Source organism: Fervidobacterium sp. (genome assembly GCF_059913585.1).
Map to the genome: position 1 here is coordinate 56,425 of NZ_DBOLZL010000009.1, position 12,497 is coordinate 68,921.

General features: G+C 38.4%; 13 protein-coding genes. 3 read left to right on the forward strand and 10 right to left on the reverse strand.

Translation table 11 applies throughout. The features are described from left to right. Nucleotides 1–55: 55 nt before the first annotated feature. Nucleotides 56–2,674, reverse strand: coding sequence for a hypothetical protein (locus tag AC3M61_RS02050; RefSeq protein ID WP_500779279.1), 2,619 nt, complete (start codon nucleotides 2,672–2,674; stop codon nucleotides 56–58). Between the two features lie 213 nt (nucleotides 2,675–2,887). On the opposite strand from AC3M61_RS02050, the gene AC3M61_RS02055 reads away from it, so the two are divergent. Together AC3M61_RS02055 and AC3M61_RS02060 are read left to right on the forward strand one after the other, a co-directional pair. Then, a complete protein-coding gene (locus tag AC3M61_RS02055) occupies nucleotides 2,888–4,162 on the forward strand; it encodes a DUF58 domain-containing protein (protein WP_500779280.1) in 1,275 nt (424 codons plus the stop codon). Nucleotides 4,163–4,184: 22 nt separating this feature from the next. Next, nucleotides 4,185–5,636: a hypothetical protein gene (locus tag AC3M61_RS02060; RefSeq protein WP_500779281.1), complete on the forward strand. Its 1,452-nt coding sequence runs from the start codon at nucleotides 4,185–4,187 to the stop codon at nucleotides 5,634–5,636. A 64-nt stretch (nucleotides 5,637–5,700) separates the two neighbouring features. Here the strand turns inward: AC3M61_RS02060 and AC3M61_RS02065 are convergent, their stop codons facing one another. From AC3M61_RS02065 to AC3M61_RS02105, 9 genes are all read right to left on the reverse strand, one after another. Then, complete coding sequence (locus AC3M61_RS02065) at nucleotides 5,701–6,639, reverse strand: AAA family ATPase (protein WP_500779282.1); 939 nt, start codon at nucleotides 6,637–6,639, stop codon at nucleotides 5,701–5,703. Next, nucleotides 6,639–6,845 (reverse strand): DUF6485 family protein, encoded by a 207-nt coding sequence (locus tag AC3M61_RS02070; RefSeq protein ID WP_014451575.1) that lies wholly within the window; start codon nucleotides 6,843–6,845, stop codon nucleotides 6,639–6,641. Before AC3M61_RS02070 ends, AC3M61_RS02065 begins: the two co-directional genes overlap by 1 nt. Before the next feature lie 64 nt (nucleotides 6,846–6,909). Next, nucleotides 6,910–7,965 carry an N-acetylglucosamine-6-phosphate deacetylase gene (gene nagA / locus AC3M61_RS02075; RefSeq protein ID WP_500779283.1) on the reverse strand — a complete coding sequence of 352 codons (1,056 nt, stop codon included), beginning with the start codon at nucleotides 7,963–7,965 and terminating at the stop codon, nucleotides 6,910–6,912. A gap of 32 nt (nucleotides 7,966–7,997) precedes the next feature. Continuing rightward, on the reverse strand, nucleotides 7,998–8,933 hold the full coding sequence (locus tag AC3M61_RS02080; RefSeq protein WP_500779284.1) for an SIS domain-containing protein: 936 nt from the start codon (nucleotides 8,931–8,933) through the stop codon (nucleotides 7,998–8,000). Between the two features lie 39 nt (nucleotides 8,934–8,972). Beyond that, nucleotides 8,973–10,109, reverse strand: coding sequence for an anhydro-N-acetylmuramic acid kinase (locus tag AC3M61_RS02085; RefSeq protein ID WP_500779285.1), 1,137 nt, complete (start codon nucleotides 10,107–10,109; stop codon nucleotides 8,973–8,975). 18 nt (nucleotides 10,110–10,127) lie between these two features. Then, nucleotides 10,128–11,135 (reverse strand): serine hydrolase domain-containing protein, encoded by a 1,008-nt coding sequence (locus AC3M61_RS02090; protein WP_500779286.1) that lies wholly within the window; start codon nucleotides 11,133–11,135, stop codon nucleotides 10,128–10,130. A gap of 33 nt (nucleotides 11,136–11,168) precedes the next feature. Then, nucleotides 11,169–11,519: an oligopeptide/dipeptide ABC transporter ATP-binding protein gene (locus tag AC3M61_RS02095; RefSeq protein ID WP_500779287.1), complete on the reverse strand. Its 351-nt coding sequence runs from the start codon at nucleotides 11,517–11,519 to the stop codon at nucleotides 11,169–11,171. Nucleotides 11,520–11,598: 79 nt separating this feature from the next. Then, nucleotides 11,599–11,850 (reverse strand): ATP-binding cassette domain-containing protein, encoded by a 252-nt coding sequence (locus AC3M61_RS02100; protein WP_500779288.1) that lies wholly within the window; start codon nucleotides 11,848–11,850, stop codon nucleotides 11,599–11,601. Then, the gene (locus AC3M61_RS02105; protein WP_500779289.1) at nucleotides 11,847–12,110 is read right to left on the reverse strand and encodes a hypothetical protein; all 264 of its coding nucleotides are present in this window, start codon (nucleotides 12,108–12,110) and stop codon (nucleotides 11,847–11,849) included. Before AC3M61_RS02105 ends, AC3M61_RS02100 begins: the two co-directional genes overlap by 4 nt. 200 nt (nucleotides 12,111–12,310) lie before the next feature. Here AC3M61_RS02105 and AC3M61_RS02110 point away from each other — a divergent pair. Further along, the coding region (locus AC3M61_RS02110; RefSeq protein WP_500779290.1) for a DDE-type integrase/transposase/recombinase at nucleotides 12,311–12,497 on the forward strand (187 nt) is incomplete at its 3' end.

Here is a 12,497-nt window from a genome sequence, read left to right on the forward strand (position 1 = left end):
CTTTACCTCCCCTAATTTGCGTTTGTGATTTTGTATTTTTGCTCGCTATTTATTACTATCTATACATTTCTTCTAAGTCGATAGAAATTAGGCCCTTCCCATCTGTTGTTATCAGTTTACCAAGCGTTTTTGAAATTGCTACAGAAAGAATTGATTGACGAAAGTTTGAGTATGAACCGATGTTTTCTGGTTTATCGTTGACTATCCTCCATACCTTTATCAAATTATCCGTTCCGGCGGTAAAAAGCTTGCCGTTAAAAAACATAATTTTGAAAATAGTTGAATTATGCCCTTTAAATTGTCCAATGTTTCTAAGTTCTCTGTCTAATACATACACTCTTCCATCCCATCCAGCAACGTATATTTTGATTTGAGAAGGATTTGAGTTTTCAGAATAATTACTGTCTACAGACCAGAGAGTTTGCTCAGAGATTTTGACTTTTGTGACTTTATCTTTTTTGAGGCTTACCACAAAACCTTCCAAAGTTGTTAAGTATATCTCGTCACTTGAAAATGCAAAAATACCTGTAATGGAAAGCTTTGGGAGCTCATAGACTTTTATTTTTTGAAAGTTCGTTAAATTCCACAATATAACTTTGCCGTCCCAGCCGCCACTTACAAGTATATCACCAACCACAAATATGCTCCATACGTAACCAATATGACCGGTTAAAATATTCAGCAACTTTCCGGTTTTGGAATCCCATACTTTAATGGTTTTATCGTTTGATGCGGATATTATATATTTCTCGTATCTTGCAATACTCTTTACTGCATCTGTATGGTCGTCGAAAATCATTGATAATTCAAATTTACCTTGTTTTTTATTGTAGTTCCACAAACTCACCTTTCCATCTTCGTGTCCGCAAATGACTAAATCATCTGCGTAAATTGTTGAAATAGTGCTTATTTGACTTGAGAACCTACGAACAACATTACTGTCCTCGATTTGAACGACCATACCGTTTGATAAGCTTGCGAAAATGTTGTTTTTTGTTTTTCGAAATTCTGCTAAATCCACAATAAAGGCTTCAAATTCTTTGGATTTGTTACCAATTCTCAATTTCGAGCCCCCCATGATAATCTGTGAGTCGATAACTAAGCCTGAGTAGAGTGGAAAGACATCACTTCTTTGAACTTCCCAAACTTTTCCATCGAACACGGCGACTGTTCCGTTAAAGTGAAAAACAACAATCTGATTGTTTAATTTTGATATATTTACTACAGGACTTGGGTAATACCTTATAAGCTTTGGATTATAAGACTTTTTATCTAATGCATATACGTTTCCAAAATTGGTCCCGGTGTAGAGTATTCCTCCGCTATCGTATATTGAACAGACCCATTCTTCAGGGATAATCGCAAGTATTCTGAGGTTCCATCTTCCCTGTATATCTTCAAGCGAAAATACCTTCCCACGGCTTCCAAAATAGACGAGATTCTTTTTTGACTCATCAAGAGCACAGGTCAAAAACGCATCTTCGTTGTAAAAAACGCTTTGAACTTTCCCCTCTTTTAGAATGAGCAACTTCCCTGACGAGTCTCCTGCGATAACAGATTCGCCCAAGGTTAAGACAAACCTAATCGGGGTATCGTTCTTGTAACTCCATATCAGTAAACCATTACTTAAGTTGTATCTTTCGATACTCCCATCTTCACGGCCTATTACAAGCGAATTTTCGTTTACTGATATTTTTGCGGAGGATAGGAAATGCTTTGGTGCTTTTCCTAAATACCTCCCATCGACTGAATACTTGAATATGTCACCTTCTCTGTTTGAGACAAATATTGTTTTATCAATAATTTGTAGTGAAGTAATCTCTGAGGCAGACATATCGAAATTGCGCACGATTTTTGCACCAGTTGTTTCATCGTTAACAACAATAACTTTCCCTTCTACCGACAGATACAAAGACTTTCCATCATCTGTTATTGATTGAACTGTGGATTCAAAGGAAAGAATCTTCTCATATTTTATCTGTCCTTTATCAAGCGAAAATCTGTACACAGAACCATCAGAGGTGCCAACGTAAAGTTTATTCTGAAATACGTGTAGGGAAAGGATTTGAGATTTTAATTCAAAAGAACGTTCAAATTTAAAGTCGTCGAGTGCAGAGAATGAAAGTCTACCATTTTCGTCGCCTGAGACAAGATAACCGTTGTAGATTCCAAGTTTTCTCACCCAGCCGTCGTGAATTTTTAGAGATTTGAGAGGCTTGAAATCTTTCCAGACGATTATTGTGTTGTCTGAGCCAGCGGAAATAAGAAACGACTTGTAGAAAAGGAGGGCGAAAACTGAGCCTTTGTGAACTTTCAAGGTGTAAATTAATTTCAGTGTGTTTTTGTCGTAGACTTTGATTGTGTTATCAGGCTTGTAGCCTCCTACGGCGATGTATTTGTCGCTAATACCTATACATCTAGCCCAGCTATTATGTGATGTGATATTTTGTAATGGCACAAGTTCTTTATTCCAGACCTTCAAAGTTCCGTCTGCACCGGCTGAATAGAGCCTGTCATTGTCGAACCTTAACTCCCAAACTACCGAGTTATGACCGTAAAGTGTAAAATCCAAAGCGTAACATGGATTTCTTATTGTTATAATTACCAATAAAGTAAGCAAAGCAGATAATAATGGTCTTTTCAATCTTTTGAATTCTGCAAGCTTTACAACCATTAGTCCCTCCTCCCGAAATGTGGATTGGTTCTTTGCTTAGCAACACCAAATGTGTTTGGAAATCCGCCTTTAATGTGAATCTTTTTGTCCATGTTACTATTATACTCCTGCTTAACCTATTTGGAGAATTACTTTCCGATTTGAACTTCAATCGTATTCATGATTTAATATTGGTTGTTTAATGTCAAATCTAAAAATGAGAGGTTTCCGAATATGGAACATGTCCGACAAGGAAGAAAAACATGGGCGAGGTTAAGTCCAACATTCTATGTGATAATAATCATCTCAGTTATTTTAAGTGCTTTCGTTTACAACAAATACGTATGGCTACTTGATATCTTTTCAGGATGGTTGATTCTGGAATATTTTTCGCTAAAAGCCCACTTGAGATTAATTAAGACTAATGTAAGTGGGAGAACCCGAGTATTTATCAATGAACGGTTTGACGTAGTGATCAACATCTCTTCTGAGGCGAAAAGACCGTTGGTTATAGAAGTTGTGCCACCAGCAGTTGTTAAAAAAGCTTCAGTGCGTTTGGTTTTGAACCCAAAAGATAGTGTTTCACTTTCATTTGATACGTTTTTTGGAACACGCGGAACAAAAGACATGGGGTACTACACGATAAAGATAGAGAGTTTTACAAGGCTCTTCCAAGTTTTAATCACGGAGGATATACCATTCAAGGTCAAGGTTTTTCCAAAACTCGAATACGCCGAGGCTGAGATTGAAAGAATACTTGAGATGCTTCCGGTTGTGAAGAGTAAATACAAGCTTGTTGAAGATATTTCTTATATCAGAAACGTGAGAGAATACGAGCGTGAACCTTTGAACAGAATTCATTGGAAGCAGAGTGCCAAGATGGGTGAGCTGATGGTAAAAGAGTACGAATACGCAGGAACGACAAGGGATTATATTTTACTTGATCTAAACCTTCCAGCAGGCATTTATTCAAAGACAGCTTGGGAATATATACATAGGAAATATCAAGAAGAAGCCATTAGAGCAACAGCCGGTTTGCTGAAATATTTCACCGACAAACACGAAAAGACCAATTTGTTGATATCACATTCAAAGGGCACTTACAACCTTTCATTCACGGACTACGTACTTTATTTTGATTACTTAGCTGAAGTGGAAGGAACACTTGAAGGCAACCAAAACACTACCGAACTTCTTGAACATGTAATTGATGTAGTTCAACCAACGGATACAGTTATATTGATAGGTATGTTCTTGACAAAGGATGAGGTTGAAAGTCTGCTAAGATTGAGAAAAAGATGCGGTAGGATTGTTGCATTGATTATGCCATATGGCTTTAGAGAAGCAACAAGCAAGAAGTTTAAATCATATTTCGATGTTCCACTCGAAGTAAGAGAATTGTACAATTACGCAAGGGTTTTGGAAGAGGAAAACATAATGGTAGAAGTGTGGCATGAGAACACAAGCTTTATGGAAGGTCTTCTGAAACTCACTGATGGTGGACAGTAGCTTATCGCCAAGAGGTGAAATTATGGGGCAGTACAGGAAAATTAATGAAACATTGCGAAGGATAATGATACTATTTTCGATAATCTTTTCTTTGACAGTGCCTAGCATAGAGATAGTCAAGAACTTACATTTTTGGGTTTTTGCTATATCACTCTTGACGTATATCTTATCGCAAAGCACTATAATTTCGAGAATAGTTCTGTTTTTTTCTACGTTGTATGCCCTTTCATTTTTCAAGGCGGATTCGGTAAAATACCTGCTCGTCGTTGTGCTTTTTGCTTTAAGCATTAGTAGGTATTTCCAGAACAAGTGGTTAACGCTAGCACTTTATCTTTCGGCGCTGGCGTTTTTTAATCACTACCTTACCCCATTTTTTGCCCTTTTGTTTGTAGTTCTTAACTTTTCAGACACACCTGAATTTAAAGATATTTTTGAAAACAAAGTGAAAGTGAAAAAGATAATCTTACTTTCCTCGTTGTTTGTTATCTTTCTTTTACTGCCGCTTCCGGACGTTAGGTTCGACATAATAAAAATAGTCGAATCACAAGAAAGACCAGCGAAAGCTTCAACTCAGCAGAAAGTGGAAAGGTACATCATCCCTGAAAACAGCGTTCAGAACCGCTCGAACCAAACATCAGAAACGAATGTAACGAAAAATCCAGAACTCATAGAAAAGATAGAAAATCTTAGCAGAGAACGTTTTTTTAAACTGTTGGAAACTCTGTCGATGGTAGCTGTAACTATAGTTTTGTTCTACGTTTTGACGGTCATAAGACGAGCACCTTACGAACAAAGAAGGACTATAATCTCCAGCTTTTGGGTTACAGTAGCTATTCTGCTATTTTTCCTCTTTGTGGTTGCTCCAACGATTTCCGACGTTATTTCTAATCTAAAAGCTCAAAGGACTTTGAAATCAGAATTTTCAACTGGGAGTGCGTCTAATCAAACAAATCCAGCAACGACAGTAATCACACAAGAAAAATCAGCAGTATCTAATGCCTCTCCGAATAACACAACTGACCACATCCTTTTTATCTTTCAACTCTTATCAACTGCTGCTGGCCTTTTTGCTGTTTTCTTTTTGGGGAAAATGTACTACGATTTTCTAACACAGAAAACTGACCAGGAAGAAAATAAAATCGCAGAGTCAGAACCAACTCAATCACTAGTGTATCAGACAAATCTTTCTTACAAAGAGATTCTCAATTTATCCGGTGTAGAATTTGTGCATCATGCATACCATTACATCAGACAAAATGTTTTCAAAGGTTTTGATCACTTGACACCTTACGAACTTTTTGAAAGGTTCAACATTCCTGAGCTTGAAGGAATAACAGCAAAATACGTGGAAGTAGAGTATGCACTCAAATTGGAAGTGATGCAAAAGGATATAGAAAAACTCAAAGATGATTTTGTTATGATTATTGAAAACAAAGAAAGGTTGTTAGAACTCATTTTTATTCAAAACACCTAAAATAACGACCAATCAAACAAAAAAGCCACCCAGTTCTACCTGGGTGGCTTTTTCAATCTAAGGATTATTCTTTTGCAACTACTGGTACTTTCTCGAGTATATCGTTCAGAATATCTTCCTTTGACTCTCTTAAAATCTTTGATTCTGTGCTTTGGATGATTCTATGAATCAACACATATGGGGCAACCTTCTTCACATCATCAGGTAACACAAAGTCTCTCCCGTTTATGTATGCCCACGCCATACTAACATGCATCAGCGCCAAGCTTCCTCTTGGGCTTGAACCGTATTTCAATGATTCATGGTGTCTTGTTGCATCAACGATGTTGACAATGTATTCTTTTACTTCCTGACTTACCTTAATTTCTCGCACTTTTTGTTTCTCTTGAGAAAACTCTTCTGGGGTTCCAACGGGTTTAAGGTCCTCAATGGGATGTCTGACCCTTTGCGATTCTAATACTTCTATTTCGCTTTCTCTATCGGGATAGCCAAGGCTAATTCTTATCGTAAATCTGTCAAGTTGTGCTTCAGGAAGCGGGAAAGTTCCTTCGTATTCTATAGGATTTTGCGTTGCTATAACGAAGAAATTATCAGACAATTTATGTGTTACTCCGTCTACGGTAACCTGCCTTTCAGCCATAGCTTCTAGAAGCGCTGATTGTGTTCTTGGAGTTGCGCGGTTGATTTCGTCGGCTAAAAGGATGTCTGTAAAGATGGGTCCTTCCCTAAAAACGAACGTTTCAGTCTTCCTATCGTATACAGATAAACCTGTTAAATCAGTTGGAAGCAGGTCAGGCGTAAATTGGACACGCTTGAAATTAAGTCCTAATGAAATAGCCAGGGATCTGGCGAGTATAGTTTTCCCAACACCGGGTACATCTTCTAATAAAACATGACCACCCGCGTACATCGCAGCGAGAATAACTTTGATCTCTTTGTTTTTGCCTTTAATGACTTTTTGAACGTTTTCGAGGATTTTTTGGTGCAATAGTTTTTCTCCCATTATTTTCTACCTCTATCTCTTATGAAATTCTCAATAGACCTATCCCAAGTGCGTTCCCCTTCTTTTGTAAAGAAACAACCTGGAATTTCACCAAGGCTTCTGTGGTAAGCGACGCATTCACAACACTTTCCGCGCTTGTCACAAGAAAGATAAGTGCATGTGCAATTTTTCAGGTTCTTTTCAAGAGATGGACATCCTGCTGGCATTCCAATCCCCCCAAACTTGGTTCTTTGGAGTCAGTTCGGTTAATATTATTATAACCTGGAGACCTTAGAAATTCCAGACCTTTTTAATGTTCAGTTCGTCATCGAGTAGAACTAGCTTTGCAGGATATCCTTCTTTTATTCTGCCGCCATTCAAGCTCAAATCCTTACAAGCATTATAAGAGCTTACCATTGCAAGTTCTTTTAAGGAACATCCTGTGAATTTAGCAAAATTCTTCACTGCTTGAGAAAATCTCAAAGTGCTACCAGCCAACGTGCCATCGCTTAGTTTTGCTATTCCATTTTCAACCTTAACGTGTAAATCTCCAAGCATGTAGTTACCATCTTCCAACCCGGTAGCGCTTATGCTATCGGTAACAAGTATTATTTTTTCAGCTCCTTTAACTTTATAGACCAAATTTACAAACTCTGGTGCACAGTGAATCCCATCTGCGATTATTTCCAGAGTAAAGTCTAAGAGCAATCCTGCACCAGTCACTCCAAGTTCTCTGTGATGGAGAGGACTCAAGGCGTTTGGAAAGTGCGTGATACGTCCAAACCCGTTTTCGAATGCTTTTTTCGCTTGAGCAAAAGTTGCATCTGTGTGTCCAATGGATATTCTAATGTTGTTCAACTCGCAACTTTCGGCAAAATCTAAAAAAGAATCATACTCTGGAGCAACGGTTATCATGCCAATTGAAGATAATGGAAGATACTGTTCGAGCTCACGAACATCTTTTGGTGGAGACTGAATATAGGACTCGTTGTGAGCACCTTTCCTTTTGGGGGTTATAAACGGACCTTCAATGTGTAATTTAAGCTCCGATGGTATTTTTATCTTTCTGAGTTCATCAAGAGGACATGTTACAGTCGTTGGTTGAAAATACCAAACACCCTCTAAAGCCTCGTACTCTTTGAATCTTTCAAAGTCTTTTTGTGATGCCATCATCGTATCTATACCTTTAATCCCGTGAATATGTGGGTCGACGAACGCGGGCATGATGATATGCTCATAGTTTGATTTTTTGCTCTTTTTGATTTCAAATATTACATCTTCAAACTCAATTGTTCCTATATATTCTCCATCGACTGGGTCAACTATAAGTACGTTTTCAACTAACATATAACCACTCCTTTACACCAAACCCAATCTTTTCATACTTCTTTGAGTGAAACAAATTTTGTGAGTCCGTGAGGTTTGTCAGGATTTAAGCCCTTATGTATTGCTCTCTTGTATCCAAGAAGTTGACTATAGAGATTAAGTACTTGCACATCAAAGTCGAAGTCAGCAGTGAAGGAAGTTATGATTTGAGTGCTTGCTCCGCGACTCATTATATCCTTTGCTAAATCATCTTCAAGAGGACTTGGATTTTTGAACTCAGAAAAAATTACAACATGTGAGTTTGGAGAAAGCAATGCTATGGGACCATGACGATATTCGAGAGTTTCATGGTACTCGGTATAATCCAGCGACAATTCCTGAACTTTGAGAGCACTCTCTTTGGCAATGTAGTATCGAACACCATAACCCAAGAAAACAAAATGATTTCTCTTGCGCACAATATCATCTGAGGTCATTTCGTCGAATTTCTTTAGAACTTCTCCCACATCAATGTCAATTCGTTTGATACCATTCAGGAATAATCTCACTACAGCAGAGAAACTTCCGGTCATGATTACAGAATCTTCGTGAGCAAAATCGAGTTCATACGCTAAGTCGCAAACTTTGGCTAGCGGAGTTTTCTTATCACAAGTAACACCGAGTGTTTGGATACGCCCATTCAGTAGTTCAGCAACTTTGACAGTCTCAGTTGTATAACCTGTTCGTGAGATCAAGAACGCGAGGTCGTATTTTTCTGCAATTTCTTCGGACAAATTTTTGACTAATATTTCACCAGCCGTTATAGCATCTGCGTAATAACCATTTTTCCTCATAATTTCTGAAATTATCAGCCCTGCATTATACGAACTACCACAACCTATGAAGATATATCTTCTATCTTTTTCGAACTTTGGTGGTGTTATATTGTCAACGACTTTGAATAATTCTCCAACTCTTATTATCTCATCGTATGTCTTAAAACTTTCCATGTTTTAATCCCTCCAAAATTGCGTATGTTTCGATTGGTTTTAAACTGGCAATGCAAGTTTGCCAAGCACAGCAGGTTTTTTAGCCCCGGTGACTGTAATACTATGTGCCATACCTCTTAAGAAAAGTTCACCAAGCAGCGCTATTGATACTGCTTCCCGGAAGTTAATCAGTGTTTCTTCCGGTATTATGACTTCGAAAGATAAGTCTTTTAAATCGTTCAAGATAGTTTTATTGAAAGCACCACCTCCAACTACGACTAATATCTTCACATGAGGTACGTGTAACCTTAAATTTTTAGCAATACTCTCCGCAGTGAATCTGGCAAGCGTTCTAAGCAGGTCAAAGATATCGACTTTACCTGTATTATTGAGTGCTTTACTTAGAAAATCCTCGTTGTAAATTTCACGTCCTGTTGTTTTTGGTGGTCGTTTTTCAATGAAAGTTTTATCTTGTTCCAAAAGTATTTTCAGTAACGTCTCGTACAAGTTTCCTTTGGATGAGAGTTCTCCGTTTACATCGTATCTGACGTTAAAATATTTCTGGCAGACCAAATCTATAAGACAGTTCCCAGGTCCGGTATCGAATGCTATTAAATTCCCTTTTTCATCTCTTGCCGTAACGTTCGAAATTCCACCGATGTTTAGAACAGCAGTATTACTATTTTTTATTAGGAAAAGAGAATCAAAATAGGCGCTTATTGGTGCGCCTTGTCCACCCAACACCATGTCCTTTTTCCTGAAATCATATATCACGGGCTTTCCAAGTTCCACAGCAAGCAGATCTGCCTCACCTATCTGAAGCGTAGCACCTTTTTCTGGTAAATGGTAGATGGTCTGACCATGGTAAGCTATGAAATCAAAATCTATGTTTAACTCTTTTATCATTTTTGCATGGAGTTTCGCAAGTTCAAAGTTGATGAGTGTGATATATTCCACGTTGGATAATTTCTTATCGTAAGAGTTCAGAATTTTTTGCTGGACTTCTTTATCGTAAGGTACAGTGGTTGCTTCCTTAATTTGGAAGACCAGTCCTTCGTCTTCTTGTTTGAATACGACATTAGCAATATCCAATCCATCGGCCGATGTTCCTGACATTAAACCTAGGATTGTGTGCTCTGGTTTTTCTAAATCATTTAGAAACTTATTCCAGTTCCACAGCTTTACTAACTTACTCAAATTTTCACCTCACCATTCTCACATTAAATTGGCAAAGATGACGTTGTGAACAAGCATTCTTATTCTTTGTATGCGTTGATCCCAACGGTCGTAAAAACCTTTATTTGTTAGCAAGATGACATGCAATCCTTCTGGAGTTATCCAAAGACTCGTTCCGGTAAAACCCGTGTGACCGAACATGCGATCGTTGCCAAAGTCACCTGAACTACCACCTTTGACTGGTGCCATCCAACCTAAGTGCCTTTTAGTATTTGGGTCAGACGGGTCTGGAACTAGTGTTTCCGTAAAGAGTCTCACAACGTTCTTAGTTACGTATTCTCCGTTGAGAAGTCGAATTACGAATGTGTGTATATCTCTCGCAGTTGAGAATAAACCAGCATTCCCACTTACACCGCCCATGTAGTAAGCTAGCTCATCGTCAGGTTCTCCCCTTAACCTTTTACCTTCCCTTTCACTCGTGGGGGCGCACCTTTGAATATCCTTAGGTTTGAAGCTTGTATCAGGTAAGTTAAGTAAGTTGTGCACATAATCGTCAAAGTTTTCTCCTGTGATTTGTTCTACGATGGCCATAAGAGTTACGAAATTCAGACATGAATACTGCATTTTTCCACGGCAAGTTGGCTGGATACGAATTATCTCGCTTTTCAGTTGTTGCCCCCTTAATATCCGCCATAATTCACTGTACGGTTGTATTCCCGATGTGTGTGTTAGTAATTCAAATACTGTAACCTTTCCTTTCTCATCGGGAACGTCGAGAAACAATCCAACGTTATCGTTTAGCGTTAGCTTGCCCTCTTCGAAAAGTCTCATGACAGCGGTTGTTGTTGCAACAACTTTTGTGATGCTAGCAAGATCGTATAAAGTAGTAAGTTGGGTTGGAGTTACTCCGTCTAAAGTACCGTAAGCTTTTTCATAAATTACTCCACTAAGATTTCCTACTAAAAGTACAGCGCCTGGAAATATCTTGTCATTGATAGCGGCGTTTATAATGCTGTCGACTCGCTCCCAAAAAGTTCGTTTTTCCATCCTGCTCACACCTCTCTCTAAATTGTAAAAAAATCACGCCTGAGGAAAATGACAAGCAACCTTGTGTTTTTCACCAAGCAGCGCTGGTTTTTCCTTTTTACATATGTTTTGCGCATATTGACACCGTGGATGGAATGGACAACCAGAAGGTGGATTGATAGGGCTTGGGGGTTCGCCTTCGAGTACCAGTCTATGAAATTTTCTATCCTTAGGATTCCAGTCTGGAATTGCATGCATTAACATGATAGTGTAAGGGTGGAGAGGTTTTGAAAATACTTCTTCCGAGTCACCCTCTTCCACAACATTTCCTAGATACATAATGTATATGCGATCACTAAGGTACCTAACAACATCCAAGTTGTGTGATATGAACAGGTAGCTCATATTGTATTCGCTCCTGAGTTTGAAGAGCAAGTTAATTATCTGGTTTTGAACTGAAACATCAAGTGCGGAAGTTGGTTCATCACAGACTACCAATCGTGGTTTCAAAGCTATCGCGCGCGATCGCTATTCGTTGTCGTTGACCACCTGAGAACTCGTGAGGATAGCGATCCAACATATCTGGGGTTAAACCGACTTTTTGCAAAAGTTCTTTTATATAGTCTCTCTCCTCTGCCTTGTTCTCAAATATCTTATGTGCTTTCAGTGGCTCGGCAGTGATATCATAGATACTCATTCTCGGGTCAAGTAAATCGAACGGGTTTTGGTAAATCATTTGTATGTCTCCTCTAAAAACAGAAAGTACAACCCCAAATTTGTTTGTAATATCGTACTCTTTTTCGTCTTCGTAAAAGTGACAAATACGGCAACCAACAATTCCTTTGTAAAGTCTGCAATCATTCTTTCAAGCTTTCTCATTCTCCTAAGCACAAAATCTTCTCTTTCCCTTACCCCAAATGCCCTTCTTGTGGTAAATCTATGCAAATCCACAAAGTCCGTCGCTCTTTCGTTGTCTTGCGTTGTAGAACTTGTCATACCAAAGATAGAGTCCCCTTTAATCTCCCTGAACCTGTTACTATCTTTTCTGACTACTTTAAATACTTTCGCTTCCCTATTTTTATTGTCTTAAAAGCTTTCGTTTTGTATATGAAACGCAACTGTTCTTTCAGGACTATTGCTAACTCTTTGAATATCGAAGTTTCTATCTACAAATGGGTTATTAAGTTGTGTACTTTTTGTGTACTTTATTCTCCGTGCTCTCACCAACATTTGACATTGAGGATGTTTTCAGAGTTCATGCTGACGAAACTATTGTTGTATTCAAAGACCAAAAATATTATGTCTGGTTATTAGTTGACCACGATACTAACTATATCCTTTGCTGGCATGTCTCAAAGTATCGTGACATGGGTCAAGTAAAAG